Genomic DNA, 25,605 nt, shown 5'->3' with positions numbered 1-25,605 from the left:
ACCGGCCTGGAAGCAAAGTCGTCTATGGCGGCCCCCTGTGATTTCATTCTGGAACACAAGCCGCCGCAAGCTCAAGTAATAATTTGTGTCGGAAAGTTAAAATTCAAGGCGCGCTGCGCTTCAGCGCCCGCATCGCCTGATCAATGCCTTGCAACGTCAGCCCGTACATGCGCCCGGACATCAGTTGCCGCAGCATGTGCAGCGATTGGGTGTAGTCCCAGTGCGCTTCCGGCACCGGGTTGAGCCAGGCGGCGTGCTTGAAGTGAGCGAGCAGGCGGCGCAGCCAGACTTCGCCGGCCTCCTGGTTCATGTGTTCCACGCTGCCGCCCGGATAGCTGATCTCATAGGGGCTCATGGTGGCGTCGCCGACGATGATCAGTTTGTAATCGCCGCCGAAAGTATGGATCAGGTCCCAGGTGGGCAGGGTCTGGGTGCGGCGGCGGGCGTTGTCCTTCCATACCGCTTCGTAGACGCAGTTGTGGAAGTAGAAATACTCCAGGTGCTTGAACTCGGACTTCACCGCCGAGAACAGTTCCTCGCAGGCCTTGACGTGGTCGTCCATCGAGCCGCCGATGTCAAACAGCACCAGCACCTTGACCGCGTTGCGCAGCTCGCGCTGCATGCGCAGGTCCAGCATGCCGGCCTTGCCGGCGGTGGCGGCGATAGTGGCGTCCAGATCCAGCACTTCCTCGGCGCCGTCGCGGGCGAACTCGCGCAGCCGGCGCAGCGCGATCTTGAGATTGCGGGTGCCCAGCTCGACCGAATCGTCGAAATTGCGGAATTCGCGCTGGTCCCACACTTTCACTGCACGGCGATGGCGCGACTCATGCTGGCCGATGCGGATGCCGGCCGGATTGTAGCCGAAGGCGCCGAAGGGGCTGGTGCCGCCGGTGCCTATCCATTTATTGCCGCCCTGGTGCCGTTCCTGCTGCTCTTGCAGCCGCTGGCGCAGGGTGTCCATCAACTGCTCCCAGCCCAGCGCTTCCAGGCGGCGCTTGTCTTCCTCGGACAGGTGCTTTTCCACCTGCTTGCGCAGCCAGTCTTCCGGGATGCCGGTTTTCAGTTCGTCCAGCGCCAGCGACAGGCCTTTGAAATGGCTGCCGAACACTTGGTCGAAACGGTCGAAGTGTTTCTCATCCTTGATCAGCGCGGTGCGCGCCAGATAGTAAAACGCGTCCAGATCGCCGAAGGCGACGCGTTTTTGCAGCGCCTCCAGCAAGGTGAGGAATTCTTTCAGCGTGACCGGCAGGCCGGCCTCGCGCAGGGCGTAAAAAAAATCGATCAACATGGCGCGGCTAGAGGGTGACAGCGTGGGTGGGCGATGATATTCTTGTTTTAGAGTCACGGCTCTAAACAATCGTTCGGATACTGCTATCCTAAGGATAATACAATGAATGCCGCCGCCATGCCCATTTGCCGGGATGATCATCTGCAAGCGGAGTTTTCCCGCCTGTACCGCCTTAGCCGGGCTTCAGCGTTTCCGCCGCTGGAGCAGCGCCAGGATTGGCTCAAGCGCCTGGAGAGCATGTTGCAGGACAACCGCCAGGCTTTCGTCGACGCCATCAGCCAGGACTTCGGCCACCGCAGCGCGGTGGAAACCCGGCTGGCCGAGCTGTTTCCCTCGCTGGAGGCCATACGTTACGCGCGTCGGCGGCTGCGGCGCTGGATGCGGCCGGAACGGCGCGGGGTGTCTATGTGGTTCCAGCCGGCCGGCAACAGCGTGATGCCGCAGCCCTTGGGCGTCATCGGCGTGCTGGTGCCGTGGAACTATCCCTTGTTTCTGGCGCTGGGGCCGGTGGTGTCCGCCTTGGCGGCCGGCAACCGGGCGATGGTGAAGATGTCGGAATACACGCCGGCAACCGGCGCGCTGTTGCAGCGCCTGGCCGAGCGCTACCTGGGGCCGGAGGTGATGGTCGTGGTCAACGGCGACGCCGAACTGGCCCAGGACTTCAGCCGGCTGCCTTTCGACCACCTGTTCTTTACCGGCTCCACCGCGGTGGGCCGTCACGTCATGCGCGCGGCGGCGGAGAATCTGACGCCGGTGACCTTGGAGCTGGGCGGCAAATCGCCGGTCATCGTCGCCCGGGGCGCCGATCTGCGTCACGCGGCCGAGGCCATCGTCGCCGGCAAGATGCTGAACGCCGGCCAGACCTGCGTGGCGCCGGACTATGTGCTGGTCAACGATAAGGACCGCGCCGCTCTGCTGGAAGAGTTGCGCGGCGCGGCGCGGCGCGCCTATCCAACGCTGGCGGACAATCCCGATTACAGCGCCATCATCAACGAGCGTCATTGCCAGCGCCTGCTGCAATGGCTGGAGGAGGCGCGCGCGGCCGGCGCCGAGGTGGAGCAGATCAACCCGGCGGCGGAGGACTGGCGGCCCAGCCGCAAATTCCCGCTGACCCTGGTGCAGGGCTGCCCGGAAGACGCGACTTTGTTGCGGGAGGAGATTTTCGGGCCGATTCTGCCGGTGCTGAGTTACGACAAATTCGACGAGGCGCTGGCCTACGTCAACGCGCGGCCGCGGCCGCTGGCCTTGTATCTGTTCGACCGGGATGCGCTGCGCATAGAGAAAACCTTGCGCGAAACCGTGTCGGGCGGGGTGGCGATCAACGACATCGCCCTGCAGGTGGTGCAGGAGGATTTGCCTTTCGGCGGCGTCGGTCCGTCCGGGATGGGCCATTGCCACGCCAAGGAGGGCTTTATGGCCTTCTCCAAGCTCAAGCCGGTGTTCCGGCAAAGCCGCTGGGCCGGCACCGCCTTGACGCGCGCGCCTTACGGCGCCGGCGTGGAGCGGCTGTTGAAGTGGATGCTGCGCTGAGATGCTGAGCCGCCGCCAATTGCTCAAAACCGGTCTGGGCGGCGCCGCGGCCTTGGCGCTGGCCACATTGTTGGCCTCGCCGCAGCCGGACGGCCCGGCCGAGGACTGGGCCAAGCCCTTGAAGCTGCGCGCCTTGACGCCGCGGGACGCCCAGTTGCTGGCGGCGATCGCCCCAGGCGTCCTGGGGGCGGGCGTCGCGCCGCCCGAGGACGTGGTGCGCGGCGTGGACCGCGCGGTGGCCGGCTTGCCGCCGGCGATGCGGGCCGAACTGCGTCAATTGCTGGATTTGCTCGGCAACCCCTGGGGGCGGCGCTGGATCGCCGGAGTGTCCGCGCCGTGGCGGCAGGCGTCGGTCGAGGACATCGAAGCCTTTCTGCGGCGCTGGCGCGGCAGCGTTTTTCCCTTGCTGCGCAGCGGCTATCAGGCCTTGCACCAGTTGCTGAACGCGGCCTGGTACGGCAATCCGGCCAGTTGGCCGGCGCTGGGCTATCGGCAGCCGGCGGCGGTGATGGAGATGCTGCCGTGAGCCGCGCGACGATACCCGATCCGGTGGCCGCCGGCGTCGCCGCGGGCTGGAAGGCGCTGGACGGCGCGAGCCTGCCCGATCTGGAGCTGCAGGCCGATGTGGTCATCATCGGCAGCGGCGCCGGCGGAGGCATGGCGGCCGAGCAATTGGCCGCGGCCGGGTTGGACGTGCTGCTGTTGGAGGAGGGCGGCCTGTACAGCTCGCGCGATTTTCGTCTGTTAGAAGCCAAGGCCTACCCGGAGCTGTATCAGGAGTCCGCCTGTCGCAAAACGGCGGACAAGGGGATTTCCATCCTGCAGGGCCGGGCCGTGGGCGGGAGCACCGTGGTCAACTGGACCAGTTCCTTCCGCACGCCGCCGGACACGCTGAACTGGTGGCGGGAGCGCCACCGTTTGAGCGGCGTGGGCGAGGAGGCGATGCGGCCCTGGTTCGAGCAAGCCGAGGCGCGGCTGGGCATCGCCGACTGGCTGCCGGATCCGAACCCCAACAACGCGGCGCTGGCCCGCGGCTGCGCGGCGCTGGGCATCGCCCATGCGCGCATCCGCCGCAATGTGCGCGGCTGTTGGAACCTGGGTTATTGCGGCATGGGCTGCCCCACCAACGCCAAGCAATCCATGCTGGTGACGGCGATTCCCGCCGCGCTGGAGCATGGCGCCAGGCTGATCAGCCGCGCGCGCGTGGACCGGCTGCGCGCCAATGCCGCCCGGAACCGGGTGGAAGGCGTGGAAGGGCGTTTTCTGGCGGCGGACGGGGTGGGGGAAACCGGGCGCCGCTTCACGGTGAAGGCGGCTCAGGTGGTGCTGGCCGCCGGCGCCATCGGTTCGCCGGCCATCCTGCTGCGCAGCGGCCTGATCGATCCGGGCGGCCATACCGGGACGCGGACCTTTCTGCACCCGGTGCTGCTGTCGGCGGCCTTGATGCCGGAACCGGTGGAGCCGTTCAACGGCGCGCCGCAGACGGTGTACAGCGATCACTTCATGCATGTTCACGCGCTGGACGGTCCCTTGGGCTACAAGCTGGAGGTGCCGCCCATCCATCCCTTGCTGGCCGGCATCACCTTTCCCGGCTTCGGCGCGGCGCAGCCGGCCTTGCTGCGGCGCTTGCCGCATCTGCACGCGACGCTGGCCTTGTTGCGCGACGGTTTTCATCCGGAAAGCCGCGGCGGCCAGGTGCGCTTGCGCGGCGATGGTTCGCCGGAGCTGGACTATCCCTTGAACGAGGTCTTGTGGGAGGGCGCGCGCCGCGCCTGGTTGAGCATGGCCGAGATCCAGTTCGCGGCCGGCGCCAGGCAGGTGCTGACGGTGCACGAGCAGGCCGGCCTGGCCCGCAGCTGGGGCGAGGCTCGGAGCATGATTGCGGGGCTGACGCTTAAGCCCTTGCTGGCCAAGGTGGTCAGCGCTCATGTGATGGGGGGCTTGGCGATGTCGGGCGACGCCGAGTCCGGGGTGGTGGACGAATGGGGGCGGCATTGGCAGCTGGACAATCTGACCGTGGTGGACGGTTCGGTGTTTCCCAGCAGCGTGGGGGCCAATCCGCAGCTGTCCATTTACGCCTTCGCCCTGCGCGCGGTGGCGGCCTTGCGGCAGCGGATGCAGGGCGTAAAAACCTGAGAGGCCATGGCGCGAGGGCGACAAAAAAGGGACCGCGTAGGTCCCTTTTGCATCAGGCAGTCAGGCAGCGTCGAATCAGGCGAAGTTCTTGGCGACGAAGTCCCAGTTCACCAGCTTCCAGAAGCTGTCCAGATAGTTCGGGCGGCTGTTGCGGTAATCGATATAATACGCGTGCTCCCACACATCACAGGTCAGCAGCGGCTTCTTGTCGGTGGTCAGCGGGGTGGCGGCGTTGCTGGTGGATACCAGGTCCAGCGAGCCGTCGGTATTCTTCACCAGCCAGGCCCAGCCGGAACCGAAGGTGCCGATGGCGGTTTGGGTGAAGGCTTTCTTGAATTCGTCGTGGGAACCCCATTTGGCGTTGATGGCGTCGGCCAGCGCGCCGGTGGGCTTGCGCTCTTCGCCGGCGTTGGGGGCGAAGCCCAGCCAGTAGAAGGTGTGGTTCCAAACTTGGGCCGCGTTGTTGAAGATGCCGCCGGAGGATTTCTTCACGATCTCTTCCAGGGAGGCGTTTTCAAACTCGGTGCCCTTGATCAGGTTGTTCAGGTTGGTGATGTAGGTCTGATGATGCTTGCCGTAGTGGAATTCCAGGGTTTCCTTGGAAATGTGCGGGGCAAGCGCGTCCAGCGCGTACGGCAGTTCCGGCAGTTTGTGTTCCATTATGCTCTCCTTGTTGAGAAAGTAAGCCGCATAAGCGGATGCTTTAGCCGCAAGTTTACTGGATTAAGCCGCTGGTCGCCAATAGTTGACTAAAAAAGTAAAGTAAGGATGAACGCCATTGCAGTATGATGTCATTGTCATTGGGGCCGGCGCCGCCGGCCTGATGTGCGCGGCCACCGCGGGCCAGCGCGGCCGGCGCGTGCTCTTGCTGGACCATGCGCGCAAGCTGGCCGAGAAGATCCGCATTTCCGGCGGCGGCCGCTGCAATTTCACCAATCTCCACGCCCGTTTCGACTGTTATCTGTCGGCCAATCCGCATTTTTGCCGTTCGGCGCTGGCGCAGTACACGCCGCAGGATTTCATCGCCATGGTCGAGCGCCACGGCATCGGCTATCACGAGAAAAAGCTGGGCCAGCTGTTCTGCGACGACGGCAGCGAACGCATCATCGCCATGCTGGACGAGGAGTGCCGGCTGGGCGGGGTGGACCGGCGCATGGAGGCGCAGGTTCTGCGGGTGAGCCGGGACGCGGACGGTTTCGCGCTGGAGACCGGCGCCGGCGTTTTTCGCGCGGCGTCGCTGGTGGTGGCGACCGGCGGTTTGTCCATCCCGCAGATCGGCGCGACGCCGTTCGGCTACCAGTTGGCCGAACAGTTCGGCCTGGAGCTGACGCCGCTGACGCCGGCCCTGGTGCCGCTGACCTTTCACGTGGAGGACGCGGAAGCGTTCGCGCCGCTGGCCGGCGTGTCTTTGGAAGTGGAAGCGCGCGCCGGCAAGGGGCGCTTCCGCGAGAACGTGTTGTTCACTCACAAGGGCGTGTCCGGCCCGGCCATTTTGCAAGTGTCGTCCTATTGGCAGCCGGGCATGACGCTGGAACTGGACCTGCTGCCGGACGCGGACGCCGCGGCCTGGCTGGAGCAAAAGGCCGGCAGCGAGCAGCTTATCGCCAACGCGCTGGCCGAGTTCGGCTGGCCCAAGCGCTTCGCCGAGGCCTGGCTTGAGCGCGAGGGCTGCAATAAGCGGCTGAAGGACTTGTCGCCCAAGCAGCGTCAGCAGCTGGCCGAGCGCTTGCACGGCTGGCGGGTCAAACCCAACGGCACCCAAGGCTATAAAAAGGCCGAGGTGACGCTGGGCGGGGTGTCGACCAAGGCGCTGTCGTCCAAGACGATGATGGCCAACGCGGTGCCCGGCCTGTTCTTCATCGGCGAGGTAGTGGACGTCACCGGCTGGCTGGGCGGCTACAATTTCCAGTGGGCCTGGTCGTCAGGCTATGTGGCCGGGATGCATTGCTGATCTTGGAGCCTGTTTATGATTTCGCGAGCCAAGGCGAGACAAGGCGAAAACGGCTGAAAAATCGGAGTGTACATACGGTACATGAGCATTTTGAAGATGTTTTCAACGCCGTATCGCCGACGCGTAGCAGATCGTAAACAGGTTCTTAGTCCGCCGCCAGGAACCACACGTTCTGGATCTTGCCGTCGATGATTTCATAGACGGCCGCCACTTCGAAGGGCTGCTCGGCCACGCCGCTAACGCGTTCGTGGTCGATTACCTTGTTGCCGAACTCGATGCGTTTGACCAGTTCGGCGTGCAGGTCCGGCAAGTTGAAGCGCTGGCCGGCGTAGAAATCTCTCAGGGCGGCTTTGCCGCGCAGGCTGGGTTCCGCGCCGGGCAGCCGGTACACCGTCACGTCGTCGGCGTAGACGGCGAGGAAGGGCTCCAGCTGGCGTTGGTTGTAAGCGTCGAGTTGTCTTTGGACGAGGGCGGTGGGCGTCATGGCGGCTCCAGATGAACGAAGCTTCGATGCTGGGGCCGCGCGGGGCGCTTGTCAACGCATGCTCAGCGAGTGGCGGTTTCGGGTTAAAATCGGGTTTTGCCTGATCCAGGCTTGCTTCATTCGCGCGGCCAGGCCGCGCCATCACTCCGAGTCTACATGACTGAATCGTACGAGAATTTTGACAGCGAGATGGCGGCGATCCGCACGCCGCCTCATTCGATCGAAGCCGAGCAATCGGTGCTGGGCGGCTTGTTGCTGGACAACAGCGCCTGGGACAAGATCGCCGACGTGGTGTCCGAGGCGGACTTTTACCGCCATGACCACCGGCTGATCTACAAACACGTGGCCAGGCTGGTGGAATTGGCGCGTCCGGCCGACGTGGTCACCGTTTCCGAAAGCCTGGACAAGAACGGCGAACTGGGCAATATCGGCGGCCTGTCCTATCTGGCCACGCTGGCGCAGAACACGCCGTCCGCCGCCAATATCCGCCGCTACGCCGAGATCGTGCGCGAGCGCTCCATCATGCGCCAGCTGGCGCTGGTGGGCACCGAGATCGCCGAGGCCGCCTACGCGCCGATGGGGCGCGACGCCTCGCAGCTGCTGGACGAGGCCGAGGGCAAAGTGTTCCAGATCGCCGAATCCACCGCCAAGTCCAAGCAGGGCTTCCTGGAAATGCCGGGCCTGTTGAAAGAGGTGGTGGAGCGCATCGACATGCTCTACAGCCGGGAGAACCCGGACGAGGTCACCGGCGTGCCCACCGGCTTCATCGATCTGGACGCCAAGACCTCGGGCCTGCAAGCGGGCGATCTGATCATCGTCGCCGGACGTCCGTCCATGGGCAAGACCGCGTTCTCGATGAATATCGCCGAGCACGTGGCGGTGGAGCAGCATCTGCCGGTGGCGGTGTTCTCGATGGAGATGGGCGGCACGCAGCTGGTGATGCGTATGCTGGGTTCGGTGGGGCGGCTGGATCAGCACACGCTGCGTACCGGCAAGTTGGGCGACGACGACTGGCAGAAGCTGACTTACGCAATAGGCAAGCTGTCCGAGGCGCCGATGTACATCGACGAAACCGCTGCGCTGACCGCGCTGGAAGTGCGCGCGCGCGCGCGCCGCCTGGCGCGCCAGCACGGCGGCAAGCTGGGTCTGATCGTGATCGACTACTTGCAGCTGATGTCGGGCTCGGGCCGCGGCGACAACCGCACCGCCGAGCTGGGCGAGATTTCGCGCGGCCTGAAAGGCCTGGCCAAGGAGCTGCAGGTGCCGGTGATCGCGCTGTCCCAGCTGTCCCGGGCGGTGGAGCAGCGCCCCAACAAGCGGCCGATGATGTCGGACTTGCGGGAATCCGGCGCCATCGAGCAGGATGCCGACTTGATCGTCTTCATGTACCGGGAAGAGTATTACAACCCGGAGAACCAGGAAGTGAAGGGCCTGGCCGAGGCCATCATCGGCAAGCACCGTAACGGTCCCACCGGCGCGGTGCGGCTGGCCTTCGTCGGCAAGTACGCCAAGTTCGACAACGCCGCCACGCTGGGCGTCAGCGGTTGGGCGGACAGCGACTCCTAAGAACCTGTTTACGATCTGCTGCGCGTCGGCGATACGGCGTTGAAAATGGTTTCGAAATGCTCATGTACCGTCTGTACACTCCGCTTTCTCAACCGTTTTCGCCTTGTCTCGCCTTAGCTCGCGAGATCGTAAACACGTTCTAAGATGGTTCTGTGAGCATACGAGGCATTCCATGAGCTTTTTCGACAAGCATGTATTCATCTGCTGTAATCAGCGCGCCGGCTGCGAGGATTGCTGCAATAATCACGGCGCCAGCGAACTGCTGGGCTATATGAAGGACAAGGTCAAGGCCCTGGGCCTGGCCGGCGAGGGCAAGATCCGCGTCAACAAGGCGGGCTGTCTTGGGCGCTGCGACGACGGTCCGGTGATGGTGGTGTATCCGGAGGAGACCTGGTACACCTTCGTCGACAAGGAAGACATCGACGAAATCGTCGCCGAGCACATGGTGGGCGGGCGCGTGGTGGAAAGGTTGAAGATCTGATGTTGAAGGCGATGAACAAGCAAATGGTGGCCGGGCCCACCGGCGGTCTGGAAACCATCGTGGTGGCGGCCCAGGCGGAGGCGCGCGGCATTGCGGTGATCTGCCATCCCAACCCGCTGCAGGGCGGCACCAACACCAACAAGGTGGTGCAGACCGCGGCCAAGGCCTTGTCGCAGCTGGGCTATGTCTGCTACTGCCCGAATCTGCGCGGCGTGGGCGACAGCGAGGGACAGCACGATTACGGCATCGGCGAGGTGGAGGACGTGATCGCCGTGGTGGAACACGCGCGCCGCGAGCAGGGCGATCTGCCGCTGGCGCTGGCCGGTTTTTCCTTCGGCGGCTTCGTCGCGGCGCGCACCCGCGCGCGTATAGCGTCGGACAAATTGCTGCTGATGGGCGTGGCGGTGGGCAAGTACGAAACGCCGACGCCGGAGGTGCCGGCCGATGCGCTGGTGATTCACGGCGAGGAGGACGAGGTGATTCCGCTGTCCGCGGTGATGGCATGGGCGCGGCCGCAAGGCTTGCCGGTGGTGGTGTTTCCCGGCGCCGGCCATTTCTTCCATGGCCGCCTGGTGCAGCTGGCGCAGACGATTCAGCGCTGTTGGTAGGGCGTCGTCAGGCCCTGGCGCAAAAAAACCGGTCATCCATGCGATGGCCGGTTTTTTTATCAGCGGTGCAGTTCGCCCGCGGCTTCTGGCTGGTAGGTGACTTCCAGCACCTTCAGGCGGATGCTGCCGGCCGGCGTCGGCCAATCTATGCTCTGTCCGGCGGAGAGGCCGAGCAGCGCGGCGCCGATGGGCGCCAGCACCGAGATCTTGCCCTGTTCGCTGTCCGCTTCGCGCGGGTAGACCAGGGTCAGGGTTTTTTCCTGGGCGTCGTCCAGCTTGACCCGCGCGCAGCTGTTCATGGTGATGATGCCGGCGGGCATGGCGGCGGGCTCCACCACATCGGCGCGCTCCAGCTCGGCTTCCAGCGCGGCCGCGGTGGGGTGGCCGCTCTCGCAATCCTCCAGCAGCGCGGCGAGGCGCTCATAGTCCAGAGAGGACACCGTGATGGCCGGGCTTGTCGACATATGCAACTCCTTCAGATAGACAAAGGGCACCGCAGGGTGCCCGATGATTTAGTGCGCGAAAAGCGTGTGTGCCAATGATATCGCTTGTAACCGCGTGTAACAAGGCTTGGCGGCGCAATCGCCGCTAATACTGGGCTTTGGGCCGGGGGGAGCCCCGGCCTTGTGCTTTAGCCCAGCAGGGACAGCGCCGCGCGCGGGCCGACATTGGCCTGAGCCTGGGCGGCGAGGCCGGTTTGCCCCAGGATCTGTTTGGCCGCCAGCTGCGCCGTCGCGGCGGCGAAGTCGGTGTCGCTGATCCGGCTATTGGCGGCGGCGGTGTTGACCGAGGCGGTTTGCAGATTGTTGATGCTGGCCTCGAAACGGTTGCTGATCGAGCCCAGCGTGCTGCGGGTGTTGGCCAGCGTGTTCAGATCGGCGTTGGTGCTTTGCTGCGCGGCCAGCGCGCCGGCCTGGGTGCTGATGTCTATGGTGCCGGTGGCGTTCAGATTGGCGTTGTAGCTGTTGAGCCCGCCGCTGGCCGGCGCGGCGGACAGGTTGACGCCGGAGATGTTCACCTGGTTGTCCGCGCTGCCGTTGGGGCCCACCTGGAAGGTGGTGGAGGCGTTGCTGTTCAGCAGCGGGGTGCCGTTGAATTCGGTGCTTTGCACGATGGCGGAGTTGGCCTGGGTCAGCTGGTCCACCTGCTGTTGCAGCGCCTGGCGGTTGCTGGCGCTGAGCGCGCCGTTGCCGGCCTGGATCGCCAGCTCCTGGATTTGCTGGGTATTGCTTTGCAGCTGATTGAGCGCGCCGTCGGCGGTTTGCGCCAGCGAGATGCCGTCGTTGGCGTTGTTGATCGCCTGATTGTTGCCGTTGATCTGGGCCAGCAGCGCTTCGGAAATGGCGGCGTTGGCCGGGTTGTTGGCGGCGTTGTTGGTGGTCTTGCCGGCCGAGAGTTGAGCCAGCAGCTTGTCTTTGGCTTTCTGGGTCTGGTTCAGCTGGTTCTGCCCCTGCAGCGCGCTCAGATTGCTATTGATGGTCAGTGCCATGGCCGGCTCCCGCTGGATGTGGTTTCACTTCTTCAGTGTAAGAAAGCGCGCGGGGCAGGGCAAGCCGGGTTTTGGGTAAAGTCGCGCCGCGGCGGATGGCGCGGGCATGGGCGTGAAAAAGCCCGGCGGCGCCGGGCTGGGGATGGCGTTTCCGGCTTATTTGCCGGGCTTGGGCGGCGTGCCCGCGGACTGGGTCAGGATTTCGTAGCCGCTGTCGGTGACCAGCACGGTGTGCTCCCATTGCGCGGACAGGCTGCGGTCCTTGGTGACCACGGTCCAGCCGTCGCCCAGCATGCGCAGGTGGCGCTTGCCCTGGTTGATCATGGGCTCGATGGTGAAGATCATGCCGGCCTGCAGTTCCAGCCCGGTGCCGGGGCGGCCGTAGTGCAGCACTTGCGGCTCTTCGTGGAATTTGGTGCCGATGCCGTGGCCGCAGAACTCCTGCACCACGCTGTAGCCGGAGTTTTCCGCGTGCTGCTGGATGGCGTAGCCGATATCGCCCAGCGTGGCGCCCGGCTTGACCTTGTCGATGCCGCGCCACATGCATTCGTAAGTGATGCGGGACAGGCGGCGGGCGTGTTCGCTGACGTTGCCGACGTGGTACATGCGGCTGGTGTCGCCGTGGTAGCCGTCCTTGATCACGGTGACATCCAGATTCATGATGTCGCCGCTCTTCAGGGGCTTGTCATTGGGGATGCCGTGGCAAATCACATGGTTGACCGAGGTGCACACGGATTTGGGGTAGGGATTGTGGCCGTCCGGCGCGTAGTTCAGCGGCGCCGGGATCGCGCCCTGCTCATTGACGATGTAGTCGTGGCACAGCTTGTCGATGGCTTCGGTGGTGACGCCGGGCTTGATGAAGGGGGTGATGTAGTCGAGGACTTCCGACGCCAGGCGGCCGGCGATCCGCATCTTTTCGATGTCTTGGGCGTTTTTCAGTTGGATGCTCATGGGATTCTGGTGATGTGCGTGTCTGCGGCTAATGAGACGTATTCTAGCAAAAACGCCCCCGGCCCGGCAGTGCTTGTCGGGCCGGGGGCGCGTCGTCGTTCAAATCAGGCGCATCTTGAACTGCTTGCCCTTGATCTTGCCGGCGGACAAGCGCTCCAGCGCCTGCTCGGCGATGGCGCGGTCCAGCGCGACGAAGCTGGCGAATTCGAAGATGCTGATCTTGCCGATCTGGGCGCCGCTAAAGCCGGCGTCGCCGGTCAGCGCGCCGAGGATGTCGCCGGGGCGCAGTTTTTCGCGCTTGCCGCCGGCGATTTCCAGCGTGACCATCGGCGGCAGCAGCGGGCCGCCGGGGGCCGGGGTCAGTTGTTCCAGCTTGGCCCAGGTCAGCGGCGCCTGCTGATAGCTTTCGATCAGCGCCAGCCGCTTGTCGTCGTTGTCGGCGGTCAGGGTCAGCGCCAGGCCCATCGCCTCGCCGCGGCCGGTGCGGCCGATGCGGTGGATGTGGATTTCCGGATCATGGGTGACGTCGACGTTGATCACCAGGTCCAGTTCCTTGATGTCCAGGCCGCGCGCGGCGACATCGGTGGCCACCAGCACGGTGGCGCTCTTGTTGGCGAAGCGCAGCAGGATCTGGTCGCGTTCGCGCTGCTCCAGGTCGCCGTACAGCGCCAGCGCGCTGAAGCCGCGCGCCTGCAGGTCTCGCACCAGTTCCTTGCAGCGTTCTTTGGTGTTGCAGAAGGCCAGCGCGGACGTCGGGCGCAGGTGCCGCAGTATGGTGGTGACGGTTTCCAGCCGCTGTTCCGGCTTGATCTTGTAGAACCATTGTTCGATGCGTTCGCCGCTGTGCAGCGATTCCACCTGGATTTCCTGCGGCCGGCGCATGAACTGGGCGCTGATCTTGCGGATGTTTTCCGGATAGGTGGCGGAGAACATCAGGGTCTGGCGCTGGCGCGGGCAGGCGCGCACGATGCCGACGATTTCCTCGATGAAGCCCATGTCCACCATGCGGTCCGCCTCGTCCAGCACCAGGGTGCCGACGCCGGACAGATTCAGCGAGCCGCGGAACAGGTGATCCTGCAGCCGGCCGGGGGTCCCCACCACGATGTGGGCGCCGTGTTCCAGCGAACCGATTTGCGGGCCCATCGGGCTGCCGCCGGTCAGGGTAACCACTTTGACATTGTCTATGCTGCGCGCCAGCCGGCGGATTTCCTGCGCTACCTGGTCGGCCAGCTCACGGGTGGGGCAGAGTACCAGCGCTTGCACGCCGAACCAGCGCGGGTTCAAGCGCGCCAGGATGCCGAGTCCGAAAGCCGCTGTCTTGCCGCTGCCGGTCTTGGCCTGGGCGATCAGGTCCTGGCCGTCCAGAATGGCCGGCAGGCTGGCCGCTTGGATGGCGGTCATGCTGTGGTAGCCCAGGCTGTCCAGATTGGATAAGAGGGCGGCGGACAGGGGCAGGGTGGAGAAAGCGGCTTTTTTCACAATGACTTGGCGTATTACGGTATCGGGCTGCGAGTGTAACAGGCCGGCGGCCAACGGCCAAATCGGATATCCGCCGCCGGCGGATTTATTTCGGCTCCGGCCCGCAAGAAGGCGAAGGCCCCGCGCGAACGGGGCCAGAAATTGACTGGCGGCTCCATGGAGTTGGATTCACACGGTGAAGCGCGACACCGATTCCGTCAGCCGCTGGGCCAATTGTTCCAGTTGTTCGGCGGCGTTCACGGTTTGGCCGATCTCCTGATCGTTGGTCTGCGCCATTTCGGCGATGGCGTCTATGCTGCCGGTCACGGATTGGCTGGCGGCGCGCTGCTGCTCGGTGACGGCGACGATCTGGCGCAGGCCCTGGCGCACCTCGGCCACCGATTGATTGGCGGCGTCCAGCACGCTGGACACGCTGTCGGCGGACTGGCGGCTGGCGGCCAGCGAGCTGAGGCCGGCGTTGACCGCGGTGCGCACCGCGTCGGTTTTCTGGTTGAGCGCGCCGGTCACGGCGTCGATCTCGCTGGCGGAGCGGGCCGATTTCTCCGCCAGCTTGCGCACCTCGTCGGCCACCACCGCGAAGCCGCGGCCCTGTTCGCCGGCGCGCGCGGCCTCGATCGCCGCGTTCAGCGCCAGCAGATTGGTCTGTTCGGCGATCTCGCGCACTTCCTTGGTCATATTGGTGATGCTGGAGGTGGAACTGGCCAGCTCGGTTTCCGCCTGCGCCATCAGCCGCACCGCCTGCTCCACCTGGCTGACTTCGCGTTGCAGCTGGCTCAGGCTGGCGCGGCCGTCTTCGGAGCGTTGCAGGCTCTGGTCGGCTTCGGCGCTGACGTCTTCGGCCTTGCCGGCGATTTCGCCGATATGGCTGGCCAGTTGCTCCACCGCGCCGGCGGCGGACTGGGACTGGCGGTTTTGCCTGTGCGAGCTTTCCGCCAGGTGGGCGGCGCCGTCGGCCAGTTGGCGCGAGGACTGCGACACCGCGCCGGCGGAGGCGCCGACGTGGCGCACCAGCTCGGCGATGGCGGCCAGCATCTGGTTGAAGCGCAAGGCGGTGTCGCCGATTTCGTCGCGGCTGCGCACCGGCAGCCGTCGCGTCAGGTCGCCTTCGCCCTGGGCCAGTTCGGCGAGCCCGGCCGACATCGCCTGCAGCGGGCGGGTGACGAGGCGGCGCGCCAACAGGAAGACCACCGCCATCAGGGGCAGGGAAGCCAGGATGGCGAACAGAATGCTCTGATCGCGGAAACGGCTGACCGAGGCGTAAGGCTTTTCCAAGGAGACGCGCATGCTGACCACGCCCAGCGGCGTCTTGTCCGCCACCTGGTGGCACATCATGCAGTTTTTGCCCAGATAGTTGCGCGAGGCCAGCGCCGGATAGACCACGCGCAGATGTTCGCCCAGCGCCGGCGTGGATTCAATCCGGATATGAGCCTTGCCGTCCCGCAGCGCCTGTTGCTCCACCGCGTCGCCGTTCAGATTCTTGTCGCCGGCGTTGCCGGGACCGAACTGCTTGCTGACGGCCGGGGCGCGGATCACCCTCAGATCGCGCACCGCGGACAGTTCCTTGATCTGGTCCAGAAAAACGTCGCGTTGGCCCACGGTGCCGGTAATCATCATGCCGGTGAGCCCGGCCATGGTCATTTCATTCATGCTGTGGGCCAGGTCTTGCGCCTGTTCCACGGCGATGTCCCGGCTGACGCTGGTTTCCCAGGCAATCAGCCCGCTCCAGGCCAGGACCAGGCAGCACCATACCGCCATGGTCAGTTTCAGCCAGATCGGCCAATCGGAAAATTTGCGCATGCGTGTGCGGACGGAGGGTCCGTTCTCCCGGTGTGTTTGTAGAATCGCGCGATTGCCGCTATAGGTTTATTGAAATGGGTCGCAGCGCGATGGTAGTGATTTGATGACGTAGGAATGTTGGTTTAAATCAAACTTATAGTTAAAACGATTAGGCTTGGGTTTGCGGCGGTTTTCTGTGAAAATCCCGCCCTCGCCGCAGTTTGGGCGCATTCTTCACCATGGATTTCAAGGAGCGCAGTATATGGGTGACACAAGCGGACGCCGCGTAGCCATCATCGGCGGCGGGCCGGCCGGCCTGGCCGCCGCCGAGCAACTGGCGGCGGCGGGCGTGCGGGTCGATGTCTACGACGCGATGCCGTCGGTCGGCCGCAAATTCCTGCTGGCCGGCGTGGGCGGCATGAACATCACCCATTCCGAGCCCCACGCCAGCTTTGTGCAGCGCTACGGCGCTCACAGCGCCGAGTTGCGGCCCATGCTGGACGTGTTCAACGGCGAGCATGTGCGCGCCTGGGTGCACGGCCTGGGCATAGAAACCTTCATCGGCAGTTCCGGCAAGGTGTTTCCCAAGGAAATGAAGGCGGCGCCGCTGCTGCGCTCCTGGCTGACGCGCTTGCGCGAGGCGGGGGTGAGCTTCCACGTGCGCCATCGTTTCCTGGGCTGGGACGAGCGCGGCCGCCTGCGGCTGTCGTCGCCGGACGGCGAGCGCCTGGCCGAGGCCGACGCCGTGGTGCTGGCCATGGGCGGCGGCAGCTGGCGCAAGCTGGGTTCGGACGGCAGCTGGGCGGCGATGCTGCGCGAGCGCGGCGTGGAGGTGTCCAAGCTGCAGCCGTCCAACTGCGGCTTCGACGCCGGCTGGAGCGAGTATTTCGCCGACAAGTTCGCCGGCGCGCCGTTGAAATCGGTGACCTTGCAGTTCCATCCGGCCGTCGGTCATCCGTTCAGCCGCCGCGGCGAGTTCGTCATCACCGCCGGCGGCGTGGAGGGCAATCTGATTTACGCCTGCTCCGGCGCCATCCGCGACGAAATCGCGCGCAGCGGCGCGGCCTTGTGTTATCTGGACCTGATGCCGGACTGGAGCTTGCAGCGCATTCTGGGCGAAGTGGCGCGGCCGCGGGGTTCGCGTTCGATGTCCAGCCATTTGCAAAGCCGTTTGGGTCTGAAGGGCGTGCGCATGGGCTTGCTGCGCGAATGCCTGGACAAGGACGTGTTCAACGACCCCGCCAAGCTGGCCGAGGGCATCAAGGCCTTGCCGTTGCGCTTGCTGGCGCCGCGGCCGCTGGACGAGGCGATCAGCACCGCCGGCGGCGTGACCTTCGGCGCGTTGGACGACAATCTGATGTTGCAGGCGATGCCCGGCGTGTTCTGCGCAGGGGAGATGCTAGATTGGGAAGCGCCCACCGGCGGTTATCTGCTGACCGCCTGCTTCTCCACCGGGCGCGCCGCCGCCGGCGGCGTGCTGCGCTGGATGCGGCAGGCTTGAGGCCTGTTGCGTCCACGCCAGCGCAATAGGCGGCGACTGCGTATTTACACGGAGCGCTGCCTGCATTTTTTTTGCAAGCCCCTATACTGGTAATGTCGCGCGAAACGCGCGGCCACGTCATTGTCGAGAAAGCCGCCCACTGCATGGACTGTCATGATGCGAAGGCGAACGCCTGAGGAGAACAGCGCGATGAAGCTTGACGATTTCAACCAGGTGGCCGATCTGATCGGCCTGAAAAAACGCTCGCGCGAAGCGGTGTGGCTGATGGAGGTGGAGGGCATGACCGGCTACTTCGCCGCCCAGCAAATGGACATCAGCGAGTCCACCGTGTCCCGCGCTCACAGCCGCTTCCGCCGCGCGCTGCAAAAAATCAACGCTCTGGCAGGCCATCTGCCCTTGTAAAGCCGCCATCGCGGCGCTGACGAAACCCGGCCTCGGCCGGGCTTCGTCGCATTCAGGCTGTTCCTTGTGCCGGGGAGGGCCGGCGCCGCTGCCGCCGTCGACGGCATCTGGATATACTGACGCGCAGTCTTCCCCTTCAAGGAGAGCTTCATGGCTTTGCGTCACGGCATCGATTTCGACAAGGCCCAGGCCTTGCACCGGCAGGAACTGGCGATGTTTTCCGAGCGGCGCCCGCGTTCGCGGCAGCTGTCCGCCGCCGGCGGCGAGCATTTGCTGTTCGGCGCGCCCTTGCACTGGATGGCGGACTGGTCCACTCCCTTCAATCTCTACGTGGAAGAGGCCCGGGGCGCGCGGCTGCGCGACGTGGACGGCCATGAATACCTGGATTTCTGCCTGGGCGACACCGGGGCGATGTTCGGCCATTCGCCGGAGCCGGTGGCGCGCGCCATCGCCGAACAGGCGGCGCGCGGCCTGACCGCCATGCTGCCGTCGCCGGACGCGGTCTGGGTGGCGGAGGAACTGGTGCGGCGCTTCGGCCTGTCGCACTGGCAGTTCGCCCTCAGCGCCAGCGACGCCAACCGCTTCGCGCTGCGCTGGCTGCGCGCCGCCAGCGGCCGGGACCAGGTCGTCGTGTTCAACGGCTGTTACCACGGCACGGTGGACGATGCCTTCGTCGATCTGGTCGACGGCCGGCCCAGGCGGCGCGCCAGCCTGCTGGGTCAGGTCCACGATCCGGCCGCGCATACCAGGGTGGTGGAGTTCAACGATCTGGAAGCGCTGGAGCGGGCCCTCAGCGACGAGCGGGCGGCCTGCGTGCTGGCCGAGCCGGTGATGACCAATATCGGCATGGTGTTGCCGGATCCCGGTTACTGGAGCGAGGCCCAGGATTTGATCCGCCGCTACGGCAGCTATCTGCTCTTGGACGAAACCCACACCATCAGCAGCGGGCCGGGCGGCTACGGCGCGGCCTACGGCCTGAAGCCGGACGCGCTGGTGTTGGGCAAGCCGCTGGGCGGCGGCCTGCCGTGCGCGGTCTATGGGTTCAGCGCGGAATTGGCGGAGCGGGCGCAGCGCGCCAAGCGCGCGGCCGCGCCCGGTCATTCCGGCATCGGCACCACCTTGAGCGGCAATATGCTGGCCGCGGCGGCGATGCGCGCCAACCTGGCCGAGGTGATGAGCGACGCCGCCTATCAGCGGATGTTCGCGCTGGCCCAGCATCTGGCGGACGGCTTGCAGGACTGGATAGAACGCTGGCGGCTGCCGTGGTGCGTGAGCCGCGTCGGCGCGCGCTGCGAGTTCCAGTTTTCCCCGCGTCCGCCGCGCAACGGCAGCGAGGCGGGGGCGATGCTGGACGAGGAGCTGGAGCGGGTGATCCATCTTTACCTGCTCAACCGCGGTTTCCTGATCACGCCCTTCCACAATATGTTGCTGCTGTGTCCGGACGCGGAGTTCGCCGACATCGATCGCCTGCTGGAGGCCTTGGACGGTTTCGCCGGCGAGGTGGTTTAGCGCCGGGTCAACCCCTCGCGAGCCAGAGCGGAACAAAGCGTTGCAGCTGAGAAAGCGGAATGTATAAGGGGGGCGTGAGCATTTCGAAGCGGTACTCACCGTGCCACGTCTCACGACGCGCAGCAGATCGTACACCGCTTCTTAGCGCGCGGGCTGCTGGCGGATGGCGAGCAAGGCCTGATTGCGCAGCGTCTTCAGCAGGCTGAGCTGCTCCGGCGCGATGGCCAGCGAGCCGGCTTGGCGGCGGTCGCCGTAGAGTATGCCCAGCTTGCGTTTGTCCAAGGACAGCGGCAGCAGCACAAAGGTATGGGCGACGCCCATCTGGCGGAACCAGGCTGGGATGTGCTGGGCGATGGCCGGCGCGTCGATGTCGTCTATCAGCATGTCGGCGTTGCGTTCCAGCGCCTTGCGGAACAGGCTGTCGCCGCTGTCGATGTCGGCGCGCAGCGCCGGCAGCAGCAACTCCACTTTTTCGCCGAAACCGAAGCGCGCCTGCAGCGGCAGATCGGCCCCGCTGCGCGCGCAGATCAGCGCGTGGTCGAAGCCCAGTCCGCGATACATGGTTTCCAGAATGATGCGCAGCAGGTCATTGAGCTTGTAATCGCCCAGCAGGGTGTTGGTGATGTCCTGCACGCCGGCGGACAGCACGGCGATCCGGCCGGCGGAGCCGGCGGTGGCCTGCAGCCGGGTGGGGTCCGGCGCGGGCGGCGGCGGCGCGGCGGGGCTGGGCGGCGGCGCGCTCTTGTCCAGCCTGGCCTGGCGCAAGGCCTGCGAGCGCGGCCCTTGGCCGGCTTCCGGACCCAGTTCCGCCAGATAGGCGGTGAGCTGGGTTTGCGCCTGCGCCAGTTCCCGTTCCAGCGGCGCCCACTCCAGCGCCAGCGCCCGGCTGTAGCGTTGCAGCAGTTTGCGGCTGGCGTCGGCCTGGTCGATGCCGCTCTGGGTCAGTTGGCAGACCAGTTCGCGGCACAGCGAGCTTAGCGCCTTCATCCGCATCTCGCCGGTTTGCGGCTGGCGCACCGCGCCGGCCGGCATCGGTTCCATGCCGGTCAGAATCCGTTCCGGAAAACGCCACAAGGCGGCGGTGGCGGCGCCCAGGTCGGCGTAATGGGCGCCCAGCGTCTGGTGCGCGGCCTGGTCGACGCCGGCGCCGGCGGCGATCAGCGTCTGGATTTGCCGGTACTCGTCGCGGAAGTAGTTGACGCACAGCAGTTCGCCCAGGTTTTGCAGCATGCCGCAAATCAAGGCTTCTTCCGCCTCGCGCACACCGCAGGCCGGCGCCAGCGAGCGGGCCAGCAGGCCGGTGAACAAGGTCTTGATCGCCACGTCGCGGATCTCGTCGGCGTGGGCGCGGTTGTGCAGGTGTTCGAACAGCAGCAGGCTGAGCGCCAGATTGCGTATGGTGTCGAAGCCCAGGATCACGATGGCGCGCGAGATGGTGCTGACCGCGCCGCCGTACTGACTGAAATTGGCGGAATTCACCACTTTCAGCAGCTTATTGGTCAGCGACACGTCTTTGAGGATGGCGCTGGACAGCGCTTGCAGGCGCTCGCTGTCGGCGTTGTTGCTCTTGTTGATCGCGGCGATGGCCTGGGACAGCGCCGGAAAGTCCGGCGCGTGGCGCATGCGTTGCAGCAAGTGGTCCAGCGCGGCGCGGCCGCCTTCCTGGCGGTTGAAGCGTTGATGGCGGGCCAGCCAGTCCTGCAGCCCGGCCAGCGCGCGGCGACAGGCGCCGGCGTCGGCAGCCGGGTCGCGCAGCGCGTCCAGCCATTGCTCCAGCTCCGGATCGCAGTCCCGTTCCGGCGCGCCGGCGCTGATCAGCCAGCGCAGCAGTTGTTCGGCCTGAGACAGCTCTTGGCGCAGCCGTTCCGGGCTCAAGGCCTGGCAGGCGTGTTCGCCCAGCAGCGCGACGCGCTGGTGGATGTCGGCGAGCACGGTTTCGGGATAGAGCCGCCCCAGGCATTTGCCGCTGGCGTGCAGGTGGATCAGCGGCTCCAGGATGTCGCAGGCCAGGCCGATGCGCTCGGCCAGCGGCAGCGCGGCCAGCGCCTTCAGACGCAAGGGCTGCAGCGTGTCCTGCCGGTAGACGGCGTAGGGTTTGCCGTCCAGGCGGGCCTGGCCCTGCCAGGCTTGCAGCAAGGGATGGCGGAAGGCCGGGCGCGGTGGCGCGTCCGGCAGCTCGGACGCGGACTCCACCAGCGCCAGCGCCGCGCCGTCGCGGCTGGCCAGCAGCACCGACAGGCCGTCCGGGCAGTGCAGCGTGGCGACGATTTGGTATTCCGGCTCTGCGGCGGGGCTCATCGCTGTCTCCGTGCGGCTTGCGTATTTGTACTAATGTAGACAGTTATTGCCGCGTGGGCCGAAGATTCCGCAGCGTCCGTCCTGGCGTTCTTATTGCCCTTTGGACTAATTGTTGATTTGCTAAGAGCATATTGATATAACCCATCGGTTTTGATGCGCCGATGGGCTTTCGGTAGATTTGAGCGCATCTACAGGATGGGCAGGAAGCATGAACATCGGTCAACAGAGGCTGACTCACCTCAAGCAGTTGGAAGCGGAGTCTATCCACATTATTCGCGAAGTGGCCGCGGAATTCGAAAACCCGGTGATGCTGTATTCGATAGGCAAGGATTCGGCGGTGATGCTGCATCTGGCCAAGAAAGCGTTTGCGCCGGGCAAGCCGCCGTTTCCCTTGATGCACGTGGACACCACCTGGAAGTTCAAGGAAATGATCGCGCTGCGCGACAAGCAGGCGCGCGAGTACGGCTGGGATCTGATCGTCCACGTCAACCAGGAGGGCGTGGACGCCGGCATCAATCCGTTCACCGCCGGCAGCGCCAAGCACACCGACGTGATGAAGACCGAGGGCCTGAAGCAGGCTTTGAACAAATACGGTTTCGACGCCGCTTTCGGCGGCGCTCGCCGCGACGAGGAAAAAAGCCGCGCCAAGGAGCGGGTGTATTCCTTCCGCGACCGCAACCACCGCTGGGACCCGAAGAACCAGCGGCCCGAGCTCTGGAACATCTACAACAGCAAGATAGACAAGGGCGAGAGCATACGGGTGTTCCCGCTGTCCAACTGGACCGAGCTAGACATCTGGCAATACATCTTCCTGGAAAACATCGAGATTGTGCCGCTGTACTTCGCCGCCGAACGGCCGGTGATAGCGCGCGACGGCACGCTGATCATGATAGACGACGAGCGGATCCTGGATTATCTGAGCCCGGCGGAGAAGGCGAGCATTGAAACCCGCCGCGTCCGCTTCCGCACCCTGGGCTGTTATCCGCTGACCGGCGCGGTGGAATCGCAGGCGGCCACGCTGCCGGACATCATTCAGGAGATGCTGCTGACCCGCACTTCCGAGCGTCAGGGCCGGGTGATAGACCACGACAGCGCCGGTTCGATGGAAAAGAAAAAGATGGAAGGATATTTCTGATGACCCACCAATCCGATCTGATCGCCGGCGACATCCTGGAATACCTGCGCCAGCACGAAAACAAGGATCTGCTGCGCTTCATCACCTGTGGCAACGTGGACGACGGCAAGTCCACCTTGATCGGCCGGCTGCTGCACGATTCCAAGCTGATCTTCGAGGATCAGCTGGCGGCGATAGAGCGCGACTCCAAGAAATACAACACCACCGATCAGGAGATAGACCTGGCCTTGCTGGTGGACGGTTTGCAGGCGGAGCGCGAGCAGGGCATCACCATCGACGTCGCCTACCGCTATTTCAGCACCGACAAGCGCAAGTTCATCATCGCCGATTGCCCGGGCCATGAGCAGTACACCCGCAATATGGCCACCGGCGCGTCCACCAGCAATCTGGCCATCATTCTGATCGACGCGCGGCGCGGGGTGCAGACCCAGACCCGCCGCCACAGCTACATCGTCAGCCTGCTGGGCATCCGCCACGTGATCGTGGCGGTGAACAAGATGGACCTGGTGGATTACGACCCGGCGGTGTTCGAGCGCATTCGCGACGAGTATCTGGCCTTCGCCGAGGGCCTGGCGATTCCGGACATCCGCTTTGTGCCGATCTCCGCGCTGCGCGGCGACAATGTGGTCAGCCGCGGCGAGGGCGCGCCCTGGTATCAGGGGCCGACGCTGATGCAACTGCTGGAAACGGTGGAAGTGCGCAGCGACGCGGCGCTGGAAGGCTTCCGCCTGCCGGTGCAGTACGTGAACCGGCCCAATCTGGACTTCCGCGGCTTTTGCGGCACCATCGCCGCCGGCGAGGTCCGCCCCGGCGACGAGGTGCTGGCGCTGCCGTCCGGCCGTCGCAGCAGGGTCAAGGCCGTGGTGGCGTACGAGGGCGAACTGGCCGCGGCCGGCGCCGGCGAGGCGATCACATTGACGCTGGAGGACGAGATCGACGTGTCGCGCGGCGATATGCTGGTGCGCGCCGACCAGCCGCCGCCGGCGGTGGCGTCCAGCCTGGACGCGCATCTGGTGTGGATGCAGGACGCGCCCTTGCGCGCCGGCAAGGAATACGGCTTCAAGCTGGCCGGCAAATTCGTCACCGGCCGGGTGGAGGCCATCCTGCACCAGGTGGACGTCAACACGCTGGAGCAGAAGCCGGCCGATGCGCTGCACCTGAACGAGATCGCGCTGTGCCGGATCAGCCTGAACGCGCCGGCGGTGATAGACGCCTACGCCGCCTGCCGCGGCACCGGCAGCTTCATCGTGATCGACCGGCTGAGCAACGCCACTGCCGGCGCCGGCATGATCACGGCGGCCAGGACGGAGCAGGCGGCCGCGCCGCAAGACGAATTGCAGCGCTTGCGCGCCTTCGAGCTGGAGTTGAACGCGCTGGTGCGCAAATACTTCCCGCACTGGGAGGCCAAGGACATCGGCCAGCTGTTTCCGCGCTGAGCGTATGTTGAGCGTTGCCGACGGCCCGTCGCCCTAGTGTTCAGAGCCTGTTCAAAGTCTAGCGAGCCGGAGCGGGACAAGGTGTCGCGGCTGAGAAAGCGGAATGTACGTTTGGTATATGAGCATTTCGAAGCCGCACTCACCGTGCCGCCTCTCATACGGCGGGCTGTCCGTTTTTCGACCTGTTGTTGCAGGATTCGGCCACGCCGGTTTACAGCCGGCGGCGGGCTGCCTACAATCCGGCAGCTTCAATTGGCGCGTTGTATCCGCTGCGGTTCGCAGCGGCGTGGTTCTGTTTCGTCCCGTCTGCTCCGGCAGCCGCGGTCCACTCGGTTTCCCCCTCCGTCTTTCGCTTGAAGCGCCGGCAACGCCGCCCGCGGCGCTGTCGCATCGCCTGTAATCCACATAGAAAAGATAAAACATGACGTTTGCGCTGAAACACATCGCAGGCGCAACCGCTGCCATCTTGCTGGCAGGCCCGGTTGCAGCCAAGGATTTCACTGTCGCCGTGATCTACGATCAGGCGGGCAAGTTCGACAAGAGCTTCAATGAAGCGGCATTCAACGGCGCCGAACGTTTCAAGAAAGAATTCCACATCAACTACCGCGAAGGCCAGGTCAGCAACGACGCTCAGAAAGAGCAGATGCTGCGCAATATGGCGCGCAAGGGCGCCGACCTGGTGGTGGCGGTGGGCTTCGCCTACACCCAGTCCATCGAGACCGTGGCCAAGGAATTCCCCAAGGTGAAGTTCACCCTGGTGGATTCGGTGGCCAAGGGCCCGAATGTGCAGAGCATCGCCTTCAAGGAGCAGGAAGGCTCCTTCCTGGTGGGCATGGCCGCCGCGCTCAAGTCCAAGAGCGGCAAGGTGGGCTATCTGGGCGGCATGGACGTGCCGCTGATCCGCGCCTTCGGCTGCGGCTACGCCCAGGGCGCCAAGTACGCCAATCCCAAGGCGGTGGTGATGCAGAACATGATAGGCACCACCCACGCCGCCTTCAACGACCCGGCGCGCGGCGGGGAGCTGGCCAAGAGCCAGTTCGATCGCGGCGTGGACGTGGTGTTCGCCGCGGCGGCGCTGTCCAATATGGGCGTGATCCAGGCGGCCAAGGGCGCCAAGAAGTTCTACATCGGCGTGGACAGCAATCAGAACTATCTGCAGCCGGGCGTGGTGCTGACCTCCATGGTCAAGCGCGTGGACAACGCGGTGTACGAAACCATGCGCGACGCCAAGAACGGCGCGTGGAAGCCGGACGTCAAGCTGATGGGCCTGAAGGAAAACGGCGTGGACTGGGCGCTGGACCCGCACAACCGTTCGCTGATCACGCCTGAGATGGAGAAGAAGATTCTGCAGGCGCGCAAGGACATCGTCAGCGGCAAGATCAAGGTGGTGGATTACCGCGCCGCCAACCGCTGCCCGGTGAACTGATCCGCCGGAGCCGCGCAGCGCTTGGCGCGGCGACGTGACAACGGGCAAGACCAATGGTCTTGCCCGTTTTTCTTTGCGGATCGTGAATCGGTGTTCAGAACCTGTTTACGATCTCGCGAGCTAAGGTGAGACAAGGCGAAAACGGCTGAGAAAGCGGAG

22 protein-coding genes are annotated in these 25,605 nt (G+C 65.1%); 13 read left to right on the top strand and 9 right to left on the bottom strand.

Features of this window, described 5'->3' with window-relative positions:
* Positions 1-103: 103 nt before the first annotated feature.
* Positions 104-1,288: a vWA domain-containing protein gene (locus tag ACODRW_RS09315; protein ID WP_488905606.1), complete on the bottom strand. Its 1,185-nt coding sequence runs from the start codon at positions 1,286-1,288 to the stop codon at positions 104-106.
* 102 nt (positions 1,289-1,390) lie between these two features.
* Here ACODRW_RS09315 and ACODRW_RS09310 point away from each other — a divergent pair, with 102 nt between their 5' ends.
* Genes ACODRW_RS09310 through ACODRW_RS09300 form a run of 3 tightly spaced genes read left to right on the top strand, consistent with a single transcriptional unit; the run spans position 1,391 to position 4,954 of the window.
* Positions 1,391-2,818 (top strand): coniferyl aldehyde dehydrogenase, encoded by a 1,428-nt coding sequence (locus ACODRW_RS09310; protein ID WP_488905605.1) that lies wholly within the window; start codon positions 1,391-1,393, stop codon positions 2,816-2,818.
* A gap of 1 nt (position 2,819) precedes the next feature.
* Positions 2,820-3,344 carry a twin-arginine translocation signal domain-containing protein gene (locus tag ACODRW_RS09305; protein ID WP_227103382.1) on the top strand — a complete coding sequence of 175 codons (525 nt, stop codon included), beginning with the start codon at positions 2,820-2,822 and terminating at the stop codon, positions 3,342-3,344.
* Positions 3,341-4,954 carry a GMC family oxidoreductase gene (locus ACODRW_RS09300; RefSeq protein WP_488905604.1) on the top strand — a complete coding sequence of 538 codons (1,614 nt, stop codon included), beginning with the start codon at positions 3,341-3,343 and terminating at the stop codon, positions 4,952-4,954. Before ACODRW_RS09305 ends, ACODRW_RS09300 begins: the two co-directional genes overlap by 4 nt.
* Before the next feature lie 75 nt (positions 4,955-5,029).
* Here ACODRW_RS09300 and ACODRW_RS09295 read toward each other — a convergent pair whose 3' ends face one another.
* Positions 5,030-5,614, bottom strand: a complete 585-nt coding sequence (locus ACODRW_RS09295) for a superoxide dismutase (RefSeq protein ID WP_488905603.1) — start codon at positions 5,612-5,614, stop codon at positions 5,030-5,032.
* A gap of 118 nt (positions 5,615-5,732) precedes the next feature.
* On the opposite strand from ACODRW_RS09295, the gene ACODRW_RS09290 reads away from it, so the two are divergent.
* Entirely contained in the window at positions 5,733-6,905 is a 1,173-nt protein-coding gene (locus ACODRW_RS09290) for a BaiN/RdsA family NAD(P)/FAD-dependent oxidoreductase (protein WP_107798837.1), read from the top strand.
* Between the two features lie 145 nt (positions 6,906-7,050).
* Here ACODRW_RS09290 and ACODRW_RS09285 read toward each other — a convergent pair whose 3' ends face one another.
* Positions 7,051-7,389 (bottom strand): nuclear transport factor 2 family protein, encoded by a 339-nt coding sequence (locus ACODRW_RS09285; protein WP_107798838.1) that lies wholly within the window; start codon positions 7,387-7,389, stop codon positions 7,051-7,053.
* A 156-nt stretch (positions 7,390-7,545) separates the two neighbouring features.
* Here ACODRW_RS09285 and dnaB point away from each other — a divergent pair, with 156 nt between their 5' ends.
* The 3 genes from dnaB (at position 7,546) to ACODRW_RS09270 (ending at position 10,044) form a co-directional block, all read left to right on the top strand.
* On the top strand, positions 7,546-8,955 hold the full coding sequence (gene dnaB, locus ACODRW_RS09280; protein WP_107798839.1) for a replicative DNA helicase: 1,410 nt from the start codon (positions 7,546-7,548) through the stop codon (positions 8,953-8,955).
* A 172-nt stretch (positions 8,956-9,127) separates the two neighbouring features.
* Entirely contained in the window at positions 9,128-9,436 is a 309-nt protein-coding gene (locus ACODRW_RS09275) for a (2Fe-2S) ferredoxin domain-containing protein (RefSeq protein WP_107798840.1), read from the top strand.
* Positions 9,436-10,044, top strand: a complete 609-nt coding sequence (locus ACODRW_RS09270; RefSeq protein ID WP_488905602.1) for an alpha/beta hydrolase — start codon at positions 9,436-9,438, stop codon at positions 10,042-10,044. The genes ACODRW_RS09275 and ACODRW_RS09270 overlap by 1 nt, the downstream gene beginning before the upstream one ends.
* Positions 10,045-10,103: 59 nt before the next feature.
* Here ACODRW_RS09270 and rnk read toward each other — a convergent pair whose 3' ends face one another.
* The 5 genes from rnk to ACODRW_RS09245 form a co-directional block, all read right to left on the bottom strand.
* Entirely contained in the window at positions 10,104-10,508 is a 405-nt protein-coding gene (rnk, locus tag ACODRW_RS09265) for a nucleoside diphosphate kinase regulator (RefSeq protein WP_107798842.1), read from the bottom strand.
* Between the two features lie 167 nt (positions 10,509-10,675).
* A complete protein-coding gene (locus tag ACODRW_RS09260; RefSeq protein WP_253313623.1) occupies positions 10,676-11,533 on the bottom strand; it encodes a flagellin N-terminal helical domain-containing protein in 858 nt (285 codons plus the stop codon).
* A gap of 156 nt (positions 11,534-11,689) precedes the next feature.
* Positions 11,690-12,484 (bottom strand): type I methionyl aminopeptidase, encoded by a 795-nt coding sequence (gene map / locus ACODRW_RS09255; RefSeq protein WP_048415481.1) that lies wholly within the window; start codon positions 12,482-12,484, stop codon positions 11,690-11,692.
* 99 nt (positions 12,485-12,583) lie between these two features.
* Complete coding sequence (dbpA, locus tag ACODRW_RS09250) at positions 12,584-13,963, bottom strand: ATP-dependent RNA helicase DbpA (protein WP_107801722.1); 1,380 nt, start codon at positions 13,961-13,963, stop codon at positions 12,584-12,586.
* Between the two features lie 168 nt (positions 13,964-14,131).
* On the bottom strand, positions 14,132-15,760 hold the full coding sequence (locus tag ACODRW_RS09245) for a methyl-accepting chemotaxis protein (RefSeq protein ID WP_488905601.1): 1,629 nt from the start codon (positions 15,758-15,760) through the stop codon (positions 14,132-14,134).
* 241 nt (positions 15,761-16,001) lie between these two features.
* On the opposite strand from ACODRW_RS09245, the gene ACODRW_RS09240 reads away from it, so the two are divergent.
* From ACODRW_RS09240 to ACODRW_RS09230, 3 genes are all read left to right on the top strand, one after another.
* On the top strand, positions 16,002-17,240 hold the full coding sequence (locus ACODRW_RS09240) for a TIGR03862 family flavoprotein (RefSeq protein WP_107798845.1): 1,239 nt from the start codon (positions 16,002-16,004) through the stop codon (positions 17,238-17,240).
* 189 nt (positions 17,241-17,429) lie between these two features.
* Positions 17,430-17,642 carry a sigma factor-like helix-turn-helix DNA-binding protein gene (locus ACODRW_RS09235; protein WP_048415477.1) on the top strand — a complete coding sequence of 71 codons (213 nt, stop codon included), beginning with the start codon at positions 17,430-17,432 and terminating at the stop codon, positions 17,640-17,642.
* A 150-nt stretch (positions 17,643-17,792) separates the two neighbouring features.
* Positions 17,793-19,151 (top strand): aspartate aminotransferase family protein, encoded by a 1,359-nt coding sequence (locus tag ACODRW_RS09230; protein ID WP_488905600.1) that lies wholly within the window; start codon positions 17,793-17,795, stop codon positions 19,149-19,151.
* Between the two features lie 141 nt (positions 19,152-19,292).
* Here the strand turns inward: ACODRW_RS09230 and ACODRW_RS09225 are convergent, their stop codons facing one another.
* Positions 19,293-21,449 (bottom strand): HDOD domain-containing protein, encoded by a 2,157-nt coding sequence (locus tag ACODRW_RS09225; RefSeq protein WP_488905599.1) that lies wholly within the window; start codon positions 21,447-21,449, stop codon positions 19,293-19,295.
* Between the two features lie 208 nt (positions 21,450-21,657).
* Here ACODRW_RS09225 and cysD point away from each other — a divergent pair, with 208 nt between their 5' ends.
* The 3 genes from cysD (at position 21,658) to ACODRW_RS09210 (ending at position 25,446) form a co-directional block, all read left to right on the top strand.
* On the top strand, positions 21,658-22,584 hold the full coding sequence (gene cysD / locus ACODRW_RS09220; RefSeq protein WP_107798848.1) for a sulfate adenylyltransferase subunit CysD: 927 nt from the start codon (positions 21,658-21,660) through the stop codon (positions 22,582-22,584).
* Positions 22,584-24,020, top strand: coding sequence for a sulfate adenylyltransferase subunit CysN (gene cysN, locus ACODRW_RS09215; protein ID WP_488905598.1), 1,437 nt, complete (start codon positions 22,584-22,586; stop codon positions 24,018-24,020). Before cysD ends, cysN begins: the two co-directional genes overlap by 1 nt.
* Before the next feature lie 421 nt (positions 24,021-24,441).
* Positions 24,442-25,446 carry a BMP family lipoprotein gene (locus ACODRW_RS09210; RefSeq protein ID WP_107798850.1) on the top strand — a complete coding sequence of 335 codons (1,005 nt, stop codon included), beginning with the start codon at positions 24,442-24,444 and terminating at the stop codon, positions 25,444-25,446.
* Positions 25,447-25,605: the final 159 nt, after the last annotated feature.

It is taken from the genome of Chromobacterium sp. FG89, from assembly GCF_057808735.1.
Note: the sequence above shows the minus strand (reverse complement) of the source record. Positions and strands in the feature narration are given on the sequence as shown.